At 49.5% G+C, this 18,828-nt stretch carries 18 protein-coding genes; 8 read left to right on the forward strand and 10 right to left on the reverse strand.

The window, feature by feature from the left end; all coding sequences use genetic code 11:
* Positions 1–23 precede the first annotated feature (23 nt).
* Complete coding sequence (locus B2Q61_RS07175; RefSeq protein ID WP_290619247.1) at positions 24–1,886, forward strand: methyl-accepting chemotaxis protein; 1,863 nt, start codon at positions 24–26, stop codon at positions 1,884–1,886.
* An 11-nt stretch (positions 1,887–1,897) separates the two neighbouring features.
* Here B2Q61_RS07175 and B2Q61_RS07180 read toward each other — a convergent pair whose 3' ends face one another.
* From B2Q61_RS07180 to priA, 5 genes are all read right to left on the reverse strand, one after another.
* Positions 1,898–2,266 (reverse strand): gamma-butyrobetaine hydroxylase-like domain-containing protein, encoded by a 369-nt coding sequence (locus B2Q61_RS07180; RefSeq protein WP_290619246.1) that lies wholly within the window; start codon positions 2,264–2,266, stop codon positions 1,898–1,900.
* A gap of 18 nt (positions 2,267–2,284) precedes the next feature.
* Complete coding sequence (gene hslU, locus B2Q61_RS07185; RefSeq protein ID WP_290619245.1) at positions 2,285–3,622, reverse strand: HslU--HslV peptidase ATPase subunit; 1,338 nt, start codon at positions 3,620–3,622, stop codon at positions 2,285–2,287.
* An 11-nt stretch (positions 3,623–3,633) separates the two neighbouring features.
* Positions 3,634–4,152 (reverse strand): ATP-dependent protease subunit HslV, encoded by a 519-nt coding sequence (hslV, locus tag B2Q61_RS07190; protein WP_290619243.1) that lies wholly within the window; start codon positions 4,150–4,152, stop codon positions 3,634–3,636.
* Between the two features lie 61 nt (positions 4,153–4,213).
* On the reverse strand, positions 4,214–4,798 hold the full coding sequence (locus tag B2Q61_RS07195) for an SPOR domain-containing protein (protein ID WP_290619241.1): 585 nt from the start codon (positions 4,796–4,798) through the stop codon (positions 4,214–4,216).
* A gap of 100 nt (positions 4,799–4,898) precedes the next feature.
* Positions 4,899–7,073, reverse strand: a complete 2,175-nt coding sequence (gene priA, locus B2Q61_RS07200; RefSeq protein ID WP_290621861.1) for a primosomal protein N' — start codon at positions 7,071–7,073, stop codon at positions 4,899–4,901.
* 203 nt (positions 7,074–7,276) lie between these two features.
* Here priA and rpmE point away from each other — a divergent pair, with 203 nt between their 5' ends.
* Positions 7,277–7,489 carry a 50S ribosomal protein L31 gene (rpmE, locus tag B2Q61_RS07205; RefSeq protein ID WP_019675731.1) on the forward strand — a complete coding sequence of 71 codons (213 nt, stop codon included), beginning with the start codon at positions 7,277–7,279 and terminating at the stop codon, positions 7,487–7,489.
* 81 nt (positions 7,490–7,570) lie between these two features.
* On the opposite strand, the gene B2Q61_RS07210 is transcribed toward rpmE, so the two are convergent.
* A complete protein-coding gene (locus tag B2Q61_RS07210; protein WP_290619237.1) occupies positions 7,571–8,347 on the reverse strand; it encodes a tetratricopeptide repeat protein in 777 nt (258 codons plus the stop codon).
* A 127-nt stretch (positions 8,348–8,474) separates the two neighbouring features.
* On the opposite strand from B2Q61_RS07210, the gene B2Q61_RS07215 reads away from it, so the two are divergent.
* Positions 8,475–8,639, forward strand: a complete 165-nt coding sequence (locus tag B2Q61_RS07215; protein ID WP_290622787.1) for a hypothetical protein — start codon at positions 8,475–8,477, stop codon at positions 8,637–8,639.
* A gap of 431 nt (positions 8,640–9,070) precedes the next feature.
* Positions 9,071–10,312 carry a malic enzyme-like NAD(P)-binding protein gene (locus tag B2Q61_RS07220; RefSeq protein ID WP_290619236.1) on the forward strand — a complete coding sequence of 414 codons (1,242 nt, stop codon included), beginning with the start codon at positions 9,071–9,073 and terminating at the stop codon, positions 10,310–10,312.
* 89 nt (positions 10,313–10,401) lie between these two features.
* Here the strand turns inward: B2Q61_RS07220 and B2Q61_RS07225 are convergent, their stop codons facing one another.
* From B2Q61_RS07225 to B2Q61_RS07235, 3 genes are all read right to left on the reverse strand, one after another.
* Entirely contained in the window at positions 10,402–10,752 is a 351-nt protein-coding gene (locus B2Q61_RS07225) for a DUF805 domain-containing protein (RefSeq protein ID WP_290619234.1), read from the reverse strand.
* A gap of 245 nt (positions 10,753–10,997) precedes the next feature.
* Positions 10,998–11,807 (reverse strand): SDR family oxidoreductase, encoded by an 810-nt coding sequence (locus tag B2Q61_RS07230; RefSeq protein ID WP_290619232.1) that lies wholly within the window; start codon positions 11,805–11,807, stop codon positions 10,998–11,000.
* 53 nt (positions 11,808–11,860) lie between these two features.
* Positions 11,861–12,619, reverse strand: a complete 759-nt coding sequence (locus tag B2Q61_RS07235) for a hypothetical protein (protein ID WP_290619227.1) — start codon at positions 12,617–12,619, stop codon at positions 11,861–11,863.
* Between the two features lie 129 nt (positions 12,620–12,748).
* Between B2Q61_RS07235 and B2Q61_RS07240 the strand changes: the two genes are divergently transcribed.
* Together B2Q61_RS07240 and B2Q61_RS07245 are read left to right on the forward strand one after the other, a co-directional pair.
* Positions 12,749–13,888: a sensor histidine kinase gene (locus tag B2Q61_RS07240; protein WP_290619223.1), complete on the forward strand. Its 1,140-nt coding sequence runs from the start codon at positions 12,749–12,751 to the stop codon at positions 13,886–13,888.
* Between the two features lie 9 nt (positions 13,889–13,897).
* A complete protein-coding gene (locus B2Q61_RS07245; RefSeq protein WP_290619219.1) occupies positions 13,898–14,551 on the forward strand; it encodes a response regulator in 654 nt (217 codons plus the stop codon).
* 54 nt (positions 14,552–14,605) lie between these two features.
* Here B2Q61_RS07245 and metJ read toward each other — a convergent pair whose 3' ends face one another.
* On the reverse strand, positions 14,606–14,941 hold the full coding sequence (gene metJ, locus B2Q61_RS07250; RefSeq protein ID WP_019675723.1) for a met regulon transcriptional regulator MetJ: 336 nt from the start codon (positions 14,939–14,941) through the stop codon (positions 14,606–14,608).
* A gap of 196 nt (positions 14,942–15,137) precedes the next feature.
* Between metJ and metB the strand changes: the two genes are divergently transcribed.
* Positions 15,138–16,412 (forward strand): cystathionine gamma-synthase, encoded by a 1,275-nt coding sequence (metB, locus tag B2Q61_RS07255; RefSeq protein WP_290619216.1) that lies wholly within the window; start codon positions 15,138–15,140, stop codon positions 16,410–16,412.
* Positions 16,413–16,418: 6 nt separating this feature from the next.
* Positions 16,419–18,809, forward strand: a complete 2,391-nt coding sequence (gene metL / locus B2Q61_RS07260) for a bifunctional aspartate kinase/homoserine dehydrogenase II (RefSeq protein WP_290619214.1) — start codon at positions 16,419–16,421, stop codon at positions 18,807–18,809.
* The last annotated feature ends 19 nt before the right edge of the window (positions 18,810–18,828 follow it).

Here is an 18,828-nt window from a genome sequence, read left to right on the forward strand (position 1 = left end):
TTTAGAGTTTGTTGAGTACGCTTATGAAGTTGCTACGCCGGTTAACCATTAAACAACGGCTTTTAGCCAATGCGCTTGCTTTAATTATTGCCATGCTAATGATGCTGGCAATTCTGTTTTATCAAAGTAACCAATTAACCAGTTTAGCCAGTACCCAGCAGTTGGTGGAACAGCTTAACACCACGGTACTGATGCTGCGTCGACATGAAAAAGACTTCATGATGCGCCATGATCTGAAATATCAGCAACGGTTAAATGACCGTATCGAGCAGTTAACTGACAAAGGCGTGACACTGCGACAGTATCTGCAGAGCCACGACATACCCACCGCGCCGCTGGACAGGTTCAATCAGCTTACTGCTGAGTATCAGCAGGTTTTTAATAAGCTGGTTGCTCAGCAGCAGCAGCTAGGCTTAACACCAGCCGAAGGTTTGATGGGCCGCCTGCGGGATAGCGCTCAGACATTGGAGCAACAGCTCAATCAGACTGATGAAACCCAGTTAATTATGATGTTATTGCAGTTACGTCGGCTTGAAAAAGATTTCTTATTACGCCTTGAACCACGTTATGCCGACACCTTTAATAGTGAGTTTGCGACGTTTATTAGCTCACTGCAACGTAGTTTTCCTGCTGGTACAGCTGCGGCAAACGCTTACCGTGATGGCTTTAACAGCTTCGTTGAGGGCATGAAACAGCTGGGGTTGGATGAAACGCAGGGGCTGACAGGGCAGATGCGCTCCGCTATTCAACAAACCGAGACCAGTCTGGAAACGTTATCGGCAGAAACCAGTGACGCCATTGCGGCTGCAGTGGCCAGTACTAAGCAGCTGGCCATTATTATTTTTGTGGTGGTTCTGCTGCTCATGCTGGCGCTGGTAGGCTTCACCAGCCGAAGTATTATCAGCCCTGTGCTGGCCGTATGCCAAACCATTGGCCTTATCCGTAATGAACACGATTTTCGTAAGCGGGTAGATGAAAGTGGTCAGGATGAAATGAGCCAGCTGGCACAGGATTTTAATGCCATGCTGGCCGATATTCAGCATCTAATTCGTACTGTCAATGAAGCATTGGGCATGTTGGACCAGGCAACAGCGGAGTTAGCCCAGTCGACGTCTGATACCAGTCAGGGCATGCAGCGCCAACAAGCAGAGACGGATATGGTTGCCACTGCGGTAACCGAAATGGGCGCGACCATCAATGAAATTGCCAGCAATACCGAAATGACCGCCGCCAAGGCTGATGCAACCAACCAGAATGCCAATAGCGGGCGGCGGGAAGTGGAGCAAACAGTTAAGCAGATCCAGCAACTGTCTGGAAGGCTGCAGGAAGCAACCAATATTGTTACTGAGCTGGAGCAGGATAGTCAGACTATTGGTTCGGTACTGGATGTTATTCGTGGAATTGCTGAACAAACTAATCTGTTGGCACTGAATGCAGCTATCGAAGCGGCCAGAGCTGGTGATCAGGGGCGTGGTTTTGCGGTCGTGGCTGATGAAGTGCGCCATCTGGCGCAGCGAACCGCACAGTCAACCGGTCAGATTGAAGAAATTATAGCCGCATTACAAGGTCGCACCCGGCATATTGTTGATGCAATGCAACAGTGCCGGCAGCAAGGGACAGACAGTGCGGACCAGGCAGGCATAGCCATGAAGTTACTGGGTGAGATCACCGGTGATGTCACCAACATTATGGATATGACCACGCAGATAGCTGCCGCAATTGAGCAGCAAAGCCATGTTGCCGCTGAGGTGAATAAAAACGTGGTGAAAATACGTGATTTGTCGGACGATACTTTTGGCTATGCCCGGCAAAATGCGGCAATTAGTGAGGAAGTGGCGCAACAGGCAGCCAGCTTGCGTCAGAGCGTTGAAATATTCAAAGCCTGACGCTACCAGGGTTAATTAAGCTTGCGGGTGCTGATCAGGCTATCGCGGCTGGCATTAGCTGCTTTAAGCTGAGCCAGATAGCGCTGCCAAAGCATATGTTGATCGTCAGCCAGCTGACTCAAATAGCGAAAGTGGTACAGACCGGTGTCATGACCATCATCAAAGGTCAGTTTAACCCCGTAGTGGCCTGCGGGGGTAATTTTTCTGATAGCGACATCACGTTTATTGGCCACCAGGGTCGGCTTGCCATGCCCACGCACTTCAGCTGATGGCGAATGCACCCGCAAAAACTCAGCGGACAGTGCTTTTACTGTCCCATCGCTGAAAATCAAGTCCAGTATCCGACGTTGCTGGTGGTAATGCAGGGTGCGTAATGTCATTGCTTGCAGATCCCTTTGCTACAGAATAAACCGGCTTAAATCTTCATCCTGCACTAATGCACCCAGATGCTGTTCAACATAATCGGCAGTAATCTCGATATGCTCGCCGGCATGGTCGGCCGCATCATAGGATATTTCTTCCAGTAAACGCTCCATCACGGTGTACAATCGACGGGCGCCGATATTTTCAGTCGTTTCATTAACCTGAAATGCGGCGGCGGCAATGCTTTTAATGCCTTCATTACTAAAGCTGATATTAACACCTTCGGTTGCCAGCATGGCAATAGATTGCTCGGTAAGCGAGGCTTTTGGTTCAGTTAAAATACGCTCAAAATCGGCAGCGGTCAGCGCCTCCAATTCTACCCGGATTGGCAAGCGGCCTTGTAGTTCAGGGACTAAATCAGACGGCTTACTCATCTGAAAGGCACCGGAGGCAATAAATAAAATATGGTCTGTTTTTACCATGCCATGCTTGGTATTAACGGTACAGCCTTCAATGAGTGGCAGTAAATCGCGTTGCACGCCTTCGCGTGACACATCGGGGCCACTTGTTTCACCACGCTTACATATTTTATCAATTTCATCCAGAAACACGATACCATTTTGCTCAACGGCCTCCAGTGCTTCGGCTTTTAGCTCTTCCGGATTAACCAAACGGGCGGCTTCTTCTTCAACCAACTGCTTTAAAGCGTCTTTTATTTTCAGTTTACGTTTTTTCTTTTTATCACTGCCAAGGTTCTGGAACATGCTTTGCAGTTGCGAAGTCATTTCCTCCATACCGGGCGGCGCCATTATTTCCACGCCAACCGGAGTTTGCGCCAGTTCAAGCTCTATCTCTTTGTCATCAAGCTGGCCTTCACGCAGTTTCTTGCGGAAAATTTGCCGGGTCGTGTTGTTGTCAGCTGCAGGTTGATTATCCGCGTCTGCCCAGCTATCACGAGGTTTTGGTAGTAATGCATCCAGAATACGTTCTTCCGCCGCTTCCTCTGCCCGGAACCGGTTTTTAGCAATCGCTTGTTCGCGCAGCATTTTCACCGCACTGTCGGTCAGATCGCGAATGATACTTTCAACTTCTTTACCAACATAACCGACTTCGGTAAATTTAGTGGCCTCAACCTTAATAAAGGGAGCATTAGCCAGTTTGGCTAATCGGCGGGCTATTTCGGTTTTACCTACCCCGGTGGGGCCAATCATCAGAATATTTTTTGGGGTGACTTCGGCCCGCAGACCAACTTCTAATTGCATCCGGCGCCAGCGGTTTCGCAGGGCAATGGCCACGGCACGCTTCGCTTTGCTTTGGCCAATAATATGTCGGTCCAACTCATGGACTATTTCTCTGGGGGTCATATCAGACATAATAAACCTGCTTAAAGTTGTTCAATTGTATGTTGCTGGTTGGTGTAGACACAGATATCACCAGCGATAGTGAGACTTTTTTCTACAATATCCTGGGCACTGAGCTCAGTATTTTGCAATAAAGCCGTGGCAGCAGCCTGCGCATAGGGACCACCACTGCCAATAGCGATAAGATCGTTTTCCGGCTGGATCACATCCCCGTTGCCGGTGATGATCAGCGAGCAGGTAGTGTCAGCAACCGCTAGTAGTGCTTCGAGTTTGCGAAGCATGCGGTCGGTTCGCCAGTCTTTGGCAAGCTCAACGGCGGCACGCATCAAATGGCCCTGGTGCAGTTCCAGTTTTGCTTCAAACCGTTCAAATAATGTAAAAGCATCGGCCGTGCCCCCGGCAAAGCCTGCCAGTACTTTGTTGTTGTATAGCCGGCGTACCTTGCGGGCATTACCTTTCATTACGGTATTGCCTAACGACACCTGGCCATCACCACCAATGGCGACATGGCCGTTACGGCGAACAGAAACGATAGTTGTCATGAATTTTAGCCCTATGGCGAATATAAACCTAGGGCTTAAGTGTGGCTGGTGGCTCTGCTTTTCAAGTCCAATTCCAAATCCGGCAGCCATTGATATTTTGCTGCTGCAACCGATTTCGATCTGCCGTTGCCTGGCGTTTCGAATCATAAGGGCCTAATACCACCCGGTACCAGACGCCGTTGCTGCCCTCTGTGCGGCGAACGGCAGAGGCATAACCAGCAAAAGCGATCTGAGCGCGCATGGCTTCAGCCTGCTCCGCCTGGCGAAATGAGCCGCATTGCATTTGAAACGGACCTTGTGGCTCGCGTTCTGCGGTATCTACTTCTACCTGTACTTCTTTATTTTCCAGCTCTTTGATGTATTGGTAAGGTTCTGCAACAGGCTTCACCGGCAACTCATCGACCGCTGGTGTGCTTTTTGCTGCCTCAGAAGACGTGTTGGTAGTGGAAGAGGGCTGTTGTTTTAAATACCAAAGAAACCCAGCAAAGCCACTTAGCAGTAAGGCGGTTACTATAATAAGCAGCCACGGACGATTGGCTTTGCTGGCTGCTCTCCTGTTGCTCTGACTACCCCGGCGCGTATTGCTGGCTCTGGGTTTCGCTTTGGGCTTGGGGCGGGCAGTTTTTACGTAATCTTTTTGCGGCATATTGACAGCTTAACAACCTGACTTAAGAATTCACTGGCGCTATTCTACCTGCTTAGTCTGAAAAAGAAATAAGTAGTACCAATGCAGTTAACTTAAGCCGTTAACTCAAGTCGATGGGGTCTATATCCAGTTGCCATTTCAGCTGACGGCTGAGTGGCCAGTGTTGCAATGCTTTTAGCAATGACGTTAATGCCAGATGCAGCAGTGGCCGCTGGTTGCTATAAATTTGCAGTTGCCAGCGGTATTTACCGGCACGTTTTTCCATTGGTGAACTCAGAGGGCCCAGTAACTCGAGGCCTGGCATTGTTTTAGCAAGCGCAGCCAGTTCAGTTAACCACTGCTGACACAGCGTGCTTTGTAACGCTTCTGCCCGAAATAGCGCCAGGTGCTGGTAAGGGGGTAACCGGGTATGCTGTCGCTCCAGTAGCGCGCTGCGGGCAAAAGCAGCATAGCCATTCTGAATAATATCCTGCAGCAGTGCATGCTCCGGATAATGGGTTTGCAGTAATACTGTACCGGGGTTGCTACCCCGGCCAGCACGGCCCGCCACCTGAGTAAGCAACTGGCCCAATTGCTCGGGTGCTCTGAAATCGCTGCTGTACAACGCGCCATCAACATCAACAATTACTACCAAGGTAACAAAGGGGAAATGATGACCTTTTGCCAGCATTTGGGTGCCCAGAATAAGCCTTGGGCCACTTTGGTTAATGCTATCAAGTGCACTGGCCAGTGCACCTTTGCGCCGGGTGGTATCGCGGTCCAGCCGGGTAATGGCAACGTCTGGGAATAATTGCTGTAAATTTTCTTCCAGTTGTTCGGTACCCTGGCCAACCGGCGCCAGGCGCGCGCTGCCGCATTGTGTGCATTGACGAGGCACTGCTTTTATTGCACCGCAATGGTGACAGACTAGCTGCCGGCTTTGTTTATGGTAGGTGGTAAAGGCGCTGCAACGATGGCATTCGGTCAGCCAGCCACATTCCTGACAGCTGAGCGCTGGTGCAAAGCCGCGCCGGTTTAAAAACAACATTACCTGCATACCTTGCTGTAGCTGCTGCCGGATATATTGCAGCGTTTGGCTAGCCAGACCAAACTGCAATACCTGCTGTTTTAAATCGACCAGCTGATAGCGGGGCATGGCCTGGCCACCGGCCCTGTTATGCAAGCTTAGGTGAATAAAGCGTTTTTGCTGGCAATTATACAAGCTCTCCAGCGAAGGAGTGGCCGAACCCAGCAAAATGGGACACTGTTCGATAGCCGCGCGTTTAATGGCCAGGTCCCGGGCATGGTAGCGAAAGCCATCTTGTTGTTTCAGTGATTGATCATGCTCTTCATCAATGATAATCAGGCTTAGTCTGGCAAAAGGTAAAAATAAGGCTGAGCGGGTACCAATAACGATAGCTGTGCTGCCCGCCTGGGTTTGCTGCCAGCAATTCAGGCGTTCGGTATCGGTCAGGTTAGAATGCCAGCACAGTACCGGGGCCTGAAAGCGACTTTGAAAACGCGCCAGCGTTTGTGGGGTAAGGCCAATCTCTGGAACTATGACCAGCACCTGTTTGCCGGCATCTAACAATGGCGCAATGGCTTGCAGATACACTTCTGTCTTGCCTGAACCGGTGACGCCTTCCAGTAATAAACTTTGAAAATACTCAGCCGCCTGATTAATTGCGGTAACTGCCAGCGCCTGATCAGCTGTGAGTTGCAATGCCGGTTGTTTCAGGCCGCGTTGCGTATAGGGTCTTAGGGGCAGAGTAAGTTGTTCAATCAGGTTTTTGTCTGCCAACTGTTTCAGTGTTGAACGTGAATGACTAGCCTGCAATTCCAGCGCCGGAACCTGACCATCTTGCAAGGCTTGCCATAAAGCCAGCTGCCTGGCTGAGCGTTTAAAATCAGCCGGGCTCGCCTGCACCCCAGCCGGGGTTAATTGCCAGGCATATTGTTGATAATCGGCCAGGTCTTTGCCTTCACGCAGCAGTGCGGGTAGGGCAGCGGTTAACACTTCGCCAAGTGGATGGTGATAGTATTCTGCAGCAAAGGTCAGCAACTGGCGCAGTGTTTCGTGAATTACCGGCTGACTATCAATAACGCTTATCACCGGTTTTAGCTGAGCCAACGGATAGTGGTCAGTCGGGTTCAGCTGCCAGGCAATGCCAATTAATTCGCGTTTACCAAAAGGGACCCGCAGCCTGCTGCCTATCTGTACCTGCTGATCGGCAGTTAGCAAATAATCAAAATGCTGCCGCAGTGGCAATGGCAGAGCAACGCGAATAACTGACACAGCGAACATCCTTCAGGTTAAGCAAGGTATAGTGTAAGGTGCTGTCAGGCTGCTGCCAAGTAAAACAAAATGCTAAATATCTGTGGATGCCAGTTGCAACTTTGCTGGCTATCTATTAAGCTACGCGCCCTTAATTAACTGTAATTACGTATGGTGTCTGGCACATGATGACCAGATAGCGATACGGCCTAACGAGGTAATCCATGAAACCAGGTATCCACCCAGAATACAAAGAAATTACTGCGACCTGTACTTGCGGTAACAGCTTCAAAACGCACTCAGCTTTGTGCAAAGATATTCACTTGGACGTATGTTCAAGCTGCCACCCGTTTTACACTGGTAAGCAGAAAGTATTAGACGTTGGCGGCCGGGTTGACCGCTTCAAGAAACGTTTCGCGGTATTGGGCAATCGTTAATTCGCCAGCCTGTATCGTAATAAAAAAAGCACCTTCGGGTGCTTTTTTTATGGCTCAAATCCACCATGACTACATGGTTGTTTATTTGCCGCCGCTTAGCACTTCACCCAACGAACTGGCGCTATTGCCAGGTTTAATTGATGCACAGGCTGATCCTGAGTTCTCACAGCTAACGCCGCTTATCCTGCTACCAATCGAGCGGCGGTCATACTTGCCACTGGCATTAAGTCGTCGCACCAGGCCATCAAGCATCACATTGGCTTCCAGTTTCTGGCCGCGCACCTGAATCACTTCAATGTCGTCGACGCTTTTAAAATCGGCAACCAGTTCAGTTTGCTGTTCATCTGCAGCTATTTCATCAATAACCTGTTGCAGGTAGTCACGGGCTTGCGGATGGCGGGCCAGGGTAAGTGCCTTGAACAAACGGCCTGCGCCAGCTAAATCTTGTTCGGTTGCTGTACCGGTTTGTTTTAACCGGGCCAGCAGAAACATCGCGTTCATTAGCTTTGCCTCTGCGGCTTGCTCTAACAAGGTGACGGCTTCGGTTACTTTAGCTTCGTCGTCAGTTTGTAAATGCAGAACAGCTTGTTGGTACAACGCCGGCGCATATTCACTTTTTACGGCTTGTGCCAGTAATTTATCTGCCTGTTCAGTGTTCTGCTCCAGTACAAAGCCATTACGGTACCAGTCCGACATCAGATAAGTTGCCATCGGATTACGGTGTCGTACTCCCAGTTTAATAAAACGCGTGGCTTCCTGGTGATTTTGCTCCAGACCATCACCAGATGCATAAGCCATTGCCACAAACGCGGCAGCGTCGCCACTACCACTACGAGCTAGTTTTATCAGCCGGCGCATTTCATTTTCGCACTGGTTTCCTTCGCAAACCTTAGTATCCGTTGAAGCTATGACTGGCAAGCTGCTAATGCCGGCCAACGTCAATGTTAAGCTTAACGCTATTGCACTGCTTATCCGGGACACGTACATGAAAACCTCGATATATTTACAAAATATTTATATGGTAATGATCGGTCAGGCCCAGGAGCGGGTCAAGACAATAGGAACAACAAAATGTAATGAAATGTGTAAGCGCCAATTGCCAGATGGTTTGATAGCAGTGATTTGTGCTGCTTGTTTTTTAAGCAAATAGTCGATATTAATAAAAAAAATGGTTTAATTTCCGCCGTTTAGAAGATTATGCAAATTGCTAAAGATTATTTGGATGGCTACAGGCCTGAATTGGCTACATTTTACCTGGTACAGGTGAGAAATATTTGCTGATAGTTAATCACAATAATTGCAATATTAATTGGTGTACTTACTGCAAAGCAACCGAACAATGCCAATAAATACCTATAATCGTTATCTGTTGAGCGGGGCTTGGCTTGGCGATTTCGGCTGAAGTTGCTATAACAACCAGCAATAAGACTAAAGTGGTATGGTCAGTAAGGCGTTGTTGCGCTGTTAAAATTGCCAGGGCGTAGCAATAAAAAAGCGACAAACTAATCCTGATTACCCACTAAAAATAGCTACAGACCATAATCAGAAGTTACCCTCACTCATTAAATGCAGGAAAACACGATGTCAGATTTCAGAGAACAGGCACTTAGATACCACGCAGAGCCAACTCCGGGCAAAATTAGTATTGAAATCAGTAAGCCGGCCGAAACTGTAAAAGATCTGGCGCTGGCATACAGCCCTGGAGTCGCTGAGCCGGTGCGGGAGATTGCCGCTGACGTCGACAATGTATACAAATATACTGCCAAAGGTAATTTGGTGGCGGTTATTACCAACGGTACGGCCATTCTCGGCTTAGGGAATTTGGGGCCAATGGCCTCGAAGCCCGTCATGGAGGGCAAAGCACTGTTGTTTAAACGGTTTGCCAACCTTGATTCGATTGATATTGAAGTCAGCCATCGCACTACAGAAGAGTTTATCAATACGGTTGCTAATATCGCCGATACGTTTGGTGGTATTAATCTGGAGGATATTAAAGCGCCGGAGTGTTTTGAAATTGAAAAAGAATTGATTAAGCGCTGCAAAATACCAGTATTTCATGATGATCAGCACGGTACGGCCATTGTTACTGCCGCGGGCATGCTCAATGCGTTGGAAATACAAGGAAAGGATATTAGCAAAGCGATCATTGTTTGTATGGGCGCGGGGGCAGCTGCCATTGCTTGTATGGAACTTTTGATTAAATGTGGTGCTCAGCGTGAACACATATATATGCTGGATACCAAAGGGGTGATCCACACCCGGCGTGATGACTTAAATCAGTACAAGCTGCTGTTTGCCAATAATACGGATAAACGTACTTTAGAAGATGCATTAAATGGCGCCGATGTGTTTGTTGGGGTGTCTGGCCCCGATGTATTGCCAGCAGAGGCATTAACTCTTATGGCACCAAATCCGGTTATTTTTGCCTGTTCTAATCCCGATCCGGAAATTAAACCGGCGCTGGCACATGCGGCCCGTAAAGATTTAATTATGGCTACCGGCCGTTCTGATTATCCGAACCAGGTAAACAACGTATTGTGTTTTCCGTTCATTTTCCGGGGCGCGCTGGATGTTCGGGCCAGTGTGATTAACGATGAAATGAAAATAGCGGCGGTAAATGCGATTCGCGCAATAGCCAAGGAGCCGGTACCCGCTCAAGTGCTGCAAGCGGCGCAAATTGATAAACTGGAGTTCGGCAAAGCCTATATTATTCCTAAGCCAATGGACCCAAGACTGCTACCCAGGGTAGCCCGTGCGGTAGCAGAGGCTGCGGTAGCATCTGGCGTGGCCAGGATTGCATTACCGGATAATTATTATCAATAGCGGTTAGTTGCCGTTATTGATGTAAGTCAGTGTAAGTTAAAAAAAGCGGCCATACTAGCAGGCCGCTTTTCGTAAAAAATACTTAGAAACTAAGCTGCAGGCACCGCTTTCGGATTTGGTCCATGCTGGTTATCTTCGGTACTGTCTAATACCAGGAAAACCAACAGGACAATAGCGCCAATTAACGGTATCAGGGCGATAAGTTGCCACCAGCCACTGCGACCAGTGTCATGGAGGCGTCGCGCGGCTATCGCAATACTGGGGATCAACAAGCCTAAGGAATAAATAAGCGTGATAAAAACTGTACCTAGCAAGCCATCAAGTATTGCTGCGCCAATATAAAAAATAAGATAAAACAAAACAAACATCCAATATTCTTTGCGTCTTGCTCTGCCAGTAAAATCTGCATAGCGTTGCAATGCATCCAAAAAATAATTCATCTGGTGACTCCGTTTAATTTTTTTAATTCTCCCTGCAACAGGGTATTTAAGATGCACTAGCGTCAGTTAAGTAGTTACTACATCCCAGCGCTAAATTTACTGCAATTCGTTGCTTTGTGTAAACAAATTATTCAAAAGTAAGTTTTTGCTCTTTGACAAGGTTAATTGTAATTAGCAATTATTGTGTATTTTTAAGCCATCCAATCTGCTAATAAGTAATTTAATGGTGGCGGGTAGCCGGGTATCTAGCGCACATTGCTCTTGCGAATCATTTTGTAAAGCAGTTCGGGCGAGAGCCGTGAAATCCAGGCGCCAAGGTGTTCTTTTACACCACCTATGACGACGTAACTCTTATTGCGAAGCAATGCTTTTACTGCTTTCTCGGCAAATTGCTCTGCACTCATGGCGTTAGCCTGAGCGGTATCCATTTCGCCCAGGGCCTTGCCATCACCGGTAAGGGCGTTTAATGACACTTCCGTTTTAACAAATCCCGGGAATATAGTGGCAACCGTCAGGCCCTGTTCAAACAGTTCAGCACGCAAACTATTGGCCCATAAATGCAGTGCCGCTTTCGCCGCAGAATAGCTGCCGCGATACTGAGTACCGACTAAACCGGCAACGGAAGAGACAAACACCACTTTGCCACCACCGTCGGCCAGCAATAATGGCAGAGCCTGGCGTGTTAAGTTTATTTGGGCAAAATAATCCACTTCGAACAATTTACGCTCAGTCTCAAGGCTGGTGTCAGTGATCAACGCACGCTGACTGATTCCGGCATTGTTTATCAGCCAGTCGAGGCCACCAATTTTTTCAGCAATAGTCGCGACTGCGGCACTAATCGCCTGACTGTCGGTAATATCCAGCGGTAGGATCAGATGTGAGACTGAATTGGCCAGGCTGGCCCGTACCCGCTCCAGTTCTGTCTGACGGCGGGCACTTAAAATCAGCCGGGCGCCAGCCGCTGCCAGTTCGCGGGCCAGTGCTTCACCAATGCCGCCTGAGGCACCGGTGATCCAGATAACTTTATTGGTAAGTGGGGTAATTGTAAGGGGCATAAATTCGATGGTCCTGTGCGATTGCTGCACAGGACATTAAGCTAAGGCTCTGGCTATTGTAAAGCGCTGTCAGGCTTTACTTTGTATTTTCGTTTGTAGTAACCGGTTAGTGTGGCAAGGACTATTAATCCAATTACCGGTGCGGCCAGCCAGCTGAGCAGCTGCCATTCGCCCGGTAGCCATTGCGAGAGCACCCGTCTGCCGCCGGCAGCAAAAAACGCAGTGTAAACAGCAATACCGGCTCCGACCATCGAGCCGAAGTGTTCGATAATCCAGGCTCTGGGCGCAACCGTGGCACGATAGACATACAGTGAAATGGTGGTGGCAGTGAAAAAACTGACTGCAGCGAAAATAATCAGCAAAGGCATACCAATACTGATGCCCTGCCAGCCAACAAATACTGCCGAGGGAAACATCAGCAATACCGGGCCCTGATAGCGCCAGCTGCGCAGCATACTGCGATTGGTTTTGGCGCGTAGCACCCCGATGGCATGGCGAACTGTTACCCAGGTCAGCAAACTTAGCAGCAGCAGAAAATAAGTAAACGGAATACGCCAGCGCATCATGCCCTCAATCTGTTCGCTGCTCAGCGGTTTGCTGTTTACGTAAATACCGATTGGATCCGCTAAACCCAGCAGACTCATTATTATGCCTGAACCCGAAACAATCAGCATAAGCAGGTAAAACGCTTTGCCGGCACTAATATGCAGCTTACCGCCTTTGCGGGCGATGATCGGCAACCAGAACAGCAACAGTGCGATTGCGCCAAGCGCAATGTGCAGGTACAACAACGTGGTGTGAATAACTAACATGGTCAGCCTCCTGGGTTAATGCTGCCAGTTTACGCCAGAGCCTGTGCCAGCACAGGTGCCAAAAGTCAGGATTTCAGGCTATGACTTCTGGCCTATTGCAGTAATGTTGGCAGCACGCATAATGACGGTATGAAAACAAAAATTGATTTTGCCACTCTGGCAGGCTTGTTAACCTGGCTGCTGGTCTATGGCATCAGCATCTATATTCTGGACAAATCCGCGCCGGCCCATCCGACGTTGGCTCTGCATGGGCTGTTTATTGTTTATGGCGGTCTGTTCTGGTTACTGACCAGCAAGCAGGGGCCGTTTACCTTACAAGGCCGGTTTGGTCGTTATTTGTTGTTATTGCAGCTGCTGGTGGCCTTTGGTTTGCTGTGGCTGATACCAGCGCGTAATTTCGAATTTCTGGCTATCCTGACCATTATCTGGGCTGCCATGCTACCCTTTGTGATGCGAACAGGCCCCGCCTTATTGCTTACCGTCACAGTTGTTGCGGCATGGTTTGCCGTTTTGGCCTGGCAAAGTGGCAAAGAGTATTGGATAACAGCGCTGCTGTATGGCTGTTTTCATTTGTTTGCGGTACTGGTGCAAACTGCCAGCCGGGACGCTGAAGCTGCAAAAGACGAGCTGGAACAAAAGCATCAGCAGTTACTGGCAACCCAGCAATTATTGCAGGCCGCGTCGCGCCAGAGTGAACGTACCCGGATTGCCCGTAATCTGCACGATCTGGTCGGCCACCATTTAACCGCCCTGACCATTCAGTTGCAGGTAGCAAGTCATTTAACCGCCGGTGAGGCAAAACAGCAGGTTGATCAGTGTCATCAGCTGGCCAAGTTGTTGCTAGCCGATGTGCGTGAGGCTGTTAGCACCATGCGCCAGTACGCCGATGTCAGCTTGCACGATGCCGTTACTGCACTAAGCCGGATGTTGCCAGCCCAGCTTGCGGTAAAGCTGCAGATCCCGGCGGATATTATGCTCAACGATCTGAGCCAGGCCCAGCATCTGCTGTGTATTATTCAGGAAGCCTTGAGTAACAGTTTAAAACACAGCGGCGCCACTGAAGTTCATATTAAGGCCAGTGTCGCCGGGCAACAACTGCAGCTACAGCTTTATGATAATGGCACCCTGACACCCTACTGGCAGCCGGGCAACGGTATTACCGGTATGCAGGAGCGGTTGGCAGAATGCAATGGTAGTTTGCAGATAGCCAGTAGCAACCACGCGATGCAACTGACGATTACTTTACCCTACATACTTTACCCTACATAAGGGGGGATGATGCATAAAGTCCTGCTGGTTGATGATCAGAAGCTGATCCGTGATGGTATTAAAAGCCTGCTGGGTATTTCAGGTAAGGTTGCCGTCGTGGCAGAGTGTGCCGATGGCTCAGCGGTGGTAGAGACCTGCCAGCAACTGCAACCTGATGTAGTCCTGCTGGATTTATCGATGCCGGTGATGAATGGGGTGCAAACTCTGGCGGCATTAAAACAGGCTGGGATCAGCATTCCGGTACTTATTCTGACCACTTTTGATGAGCATGAGCTGGTGTTAAAAAGCATTGCAGCGGGTGCCCGCGGCTTTTTATTAAAAGACGTATCACTGGCCACGCTGGTGCAGGCCATCGCAACCCTGGCAGAGGGCGGCAGCTGGTTTGCGCCCAATATTACCGAGCGATTACTGGGAAGTATCCGTGATAATACCACTGCTAATGCTGACTTCAGTATGCCGGCAGTGCCGGAACCGCTCAGTGACAAAGAGCTGGAAATTCTGCAACTGATGGCCGCGGGCTACAGTAACAAAGAAATTGCGGCCGCTTTATATAAATCTGAAGGGACAGTTAAAAACCAGTGCTCTGCCATCCTGGCCAAGCTGGGGGTGCGCGACCGCACCCGTGCTGTGTTACTGGCGTTGGAGCTGGGTCTTATCAGCTGATAAAAAAAAACCGCCCTTGGGCGGTTTTTCAGTGAAAAGCTGTTACAAAAGGTATTACTCTTCGGTGGTATCGGCTTCAATAATTACCGGAATAGGTTTACCCATGCTGGTCAGGATCTGCCGTACTTCGGCCGGGATCTGATGCGGATTATCTTTGCGTAAGTCTTCATCAGCCGGTAATGGCTGGCCGGTAAAGGCATGTAAAAAAGCTTCGCATAGCAATTCACTGTTAGTGGCATGGCGCAGGTTATTGACCTGACGGCGGGTACGCTCGTCGGTTAATACTTTTAAAACATTCAGCGGAATGGAAACGGTAATTTTTTTTACTTGTTCTGACTTTTTACCATGTTCCGCATAAGGATGGATATATTCGCCATTCCATTTAGCCATAAGGGTACCTTAGTTATTTATAATGGTTATTCGTATTTGCTCGCGCAGTTGCCAAATTCTAACTTTTTATCCCGCCATGTCCAATAGTGAGCAACAAATAATCATTATAGACGGCTAAATGGTTTGACATCCAATTTTTGATCGATATACTTTTAGACGTCTAAACATCCAAAAGTGAAAGTCAAAAGGTGTCGTTATGTCTCATTCAGCTGCTGCAACTATTACTGCCCGGGCCGGTATAGCCGAGGATACGGCGTTTGGTGCAGTGACCCCACCTTTATATCTTACTACCACCTATAAGCTACCGGCCTTTCAGCAACCGGGGCAATATGATTATTCTCGTTCTAACAACCCGACCCGTGACACACTGGCACAGGCGTTATGTGAATTAGAGCAGGGCGCCAGCGCTATTGTTACAGGTAGTGGTATGTCAGCCTGTTTGCTGGCGCTGCAGTTACTGGGGCCGGACGATACATTGCTGATCCCGCATGATTGCTATGGCGGCAGCTATCGTTTATTTACCAATCTGGCCTCGCGTAAGCAAGCCTTTAAACTGCAAATTATTAATTTTCAGCAACGTGATTGGGCAGCAAAAGTTACTGCAGCAAAGCCAGCGATGATTTGGCTGGAAACGCCCAGTAATCCATTGCTGCAAATTACCGATGTCAAAGCGGTGTGCCAACTGGCCAAAAACTTAAACGCAAAGGTTGTGGTGGATAACACTTTCTTATCACCGGTACTGCAACAACCGTTGCTGCTAGGTGCCGATATCGTGGTGCACTCTACCACCAAATATATTAATGGCCACAGCGACATTGTTGGCGGCGTGCTGGTGGCGAAGGATCCGGCTATTGGGGATGAGCTGAAATGGTGGGCCAATTGTTTAGGGGTTACCGGGCCGGCATTTGACAGCTATATGACCTTGCGCGGCTTACGCACCCTGGTGCCCCGGCTGCAGTTGCAGCAACAGAATACCGCCGAGCTGGTTAGTTTTTTACAACGCCAGCCGCTGGTCAGCACATTATATTACCCGGGTTTAACCGACCATCCCGGACATAACATCGCCAAAGCCCAGCAAAGCGGCTTTGGCGCTATGTGCAGTTTTGATTTGGCGGCACCTGCTGCAGCGTTGCCGGTGTTTTTTGCCAGTTTGCGGTTATTTACCCTGGCGCAATCGTTAGGTGGCATTGAAAGCCTGATTTGTCACCCGGGGTCGATGACCCATGCCTCAATGGATGCGGCTGCTCAGCAGACCGCCGGTATTGGTCCGACCTTAATCCGGTTGTCGGTGGGTATTGAAGCGCCGGCAGATTTAATTGCCGACCTGCAAAATGGCTTTAATGCCGTTGCCAACTGGCTTGATGCTCAGCAGCAGGGTCACAATGCAACCCTTACTGGGGGTACGGTGCAGGTGACATCAGAATTGAATGGTCACTGCCGGCTCAATCCAGCTCTGACTGCGTTGTGGTAATCTAATATGAGCCAGCAATTAATAGCCTCATTGGTTAAACCCAATTGTGAAGTCCATAAATTTGGTGGCAGCAGCCTTGCTAACGCCAGCCGTTTTCAGACTGTAGCGGCTATAGTGCAGCAACAGGCTGGTTTGCCCTGGGTCGTCGTTTCTGCACCGGGTGACACCACGGATACATTGTTATTTATCATTGCTGCTTATCAGCGTGCTGATGACATCAGTCAGCCACTGGCTCAGCTAAGCACACAGTTGCAGCAGCTAGTTATTGCAACCCTGCCAGAACCGGCTGTGCCGACCGTACTGAAAAGACTAAACGGCTGGTTGCAACAAATACCAGACTGGTTAGCCTGTGCACAAATTAATGAAGTCTTGGCAATTGGCGAGTTACTGTCTGCGTCTCTGTTGGCAGCATTGTTGACAGAACAGGGAACACCGGCACGGGCAGTTGATGCCAGAGATTTCTTAGTGTTCAGCGGCTCTGAACCTGACTGGCAGCAAAGCACCGCACGGTTTAGCAAGTTGATAACACCTCATCAGTCAGCGCGGTGTCATGTCGTCACCGGTTTTATTGGCCGCAACGAAAGTGGCGGCAGTATTACCCTTGGCCGCAATGGTAGTGATTATAGTGCCACGTTACTTGGTGCCTTACTTTCGGCAGAGCGGGTAAGTATCTGGACAGATGTTACGGCCATTTTCAGTGCAGATCCGCGTAAGTGTACCGATGCGGTTCCCTATCGTCAGGTAAACGCAGGGCAGGCTTGTCAGCTTGCCGCGCTGGGTAATCCGGTGTTGCATGCCAGAACACTGGCGCCACTTAAGGGCACTCGTACACACTTGCTGGTGCGCAGTGCCTTGCAACCAGAGTATGCCGGGTGTCACGTTGAACCCGACGCGCCACATCAGGCATTTTTAACCTGTTTGCACCCTGTGCGCTTAGTGTCATTAGCTGCTCGGTCAGCTATGAATGGCGACGAATTGGCGCGCGAGCTGCAAAGTGCGGTGGTGGTATTGCCACATGCCTGTACCAATGATGACAGTGCTCAACGCTGGTTAATCCCCTCTGATAGTTGGCCAGATGCCCTGACGCTACTACAGCAGCAGGGCTGCCATCCCCTGGCTGATACCGTCGATTATTACGCGCTGGTGTGGTTAAAGGCCAGCGCACAGCAGCAGGTCAGTGTGGTTTTAGACCAGTACCTGCAGCAGTTACAGGTACAACATTTGTATGAAAATGATCAACTGGCCGTTTGGCTATTCAAGCAGGAGTTAGCGGTGGCAGAGTTAAATCAGATCCATCAACATTGCGTGGAACGCAAACCAAGCTTGCAGGTATTGGTGGCTGGCACCGGCAATGTCGGGGCCGAATTTTTAGATATGTTGCCGCAGCAGCAACTGGTGTTGGCACAGGATATCACACTGGAGCTGGCTGGCGTGTTTAATACACGCCAGGCCTGGCTTGGTGAGCAGTTAAAGCCGGCACGGTGGCAAGAGCAACTGGCTGTTGCTGAAGGCTATTCTACCGCGGAGTTACTGGCATATATCCGTAAGTTAGCAAAGCCCAAAGTGCTGGTAGATATTACGCCAAGTGGCCAGTTTGCCAGGCAGTATCCTGCGTTTGTTGCCGCAGGTTGTCATATTATCAGTGCCAATAAGCAAGGGGTTACGTTACCGCTGAATGAATATAATGCTATCCGTTCAGTAATTTCGGCAGAGCGGCTTAGCTGGCGTAGCAATACCACTGTAGGGGCTGGGATCCCGGTGCAGCAGGTGCTTAAAACGCTGCTGCAAAGCGGTGATAGCATAAGCCGGATCAGCGGAGTATTTTCTGGCACCTTGTCGTGGTTGTTTTGTAAATATGATGGCAGCGTGCCGTTTTCAAGCTTGCTGACTGAGGCTGCTGAACTGGGTTATACCGAGCCGGATCCAAGAGACGATTTATCTGGTATTGATGTTCAGCGTAAGTTGTTGGTTCTGGCCAGAGAACTGGGGTTAAGTCTGGAGTTAGAGCAGATTAGCTTGCAGCCACTTATGCCTGAAGCGCTGGGCTTTGGGAGTTGGGCTGACGCCTGGCGGCAACGCGAGTTACTTGACGACATGATGGCCAGCGCGCTGGCAGATGCTAAAGCGGGTGGTAAGGTATTACGCTATACCGCCAGTTTAACGCTTACCGGTCATAGACCAAAAGCTGAAGTGAAACTATTACAGGTCGCTGCCGATGAACCGCTTGCCGCGCTTTTACCTTGCGACAATATCTTTGTAATTGAAAGCCAGTGGTACAGCACTAATCCATTGGTGTTAAAAGGTCCGGGGGCCGGTAAACAAGTTACTGCCGGTGGTATTCATGCTGACGTTGCCCAGTTGTGTCAGCAGCTTATATTAACAGGCGCAAGCCGTTAGTTTGATGGTTTAACGAGAA

It is taken from the genome of Arsukibacterium sp. UBA5043, from assembly GCA_002415085.1.
Classification (GTDB): domain Bacteria; phylum Pseudomonadota; class Gammaproteobacteria; order Enterobacterales; family Alteromonadaceae; genus Alishewanella.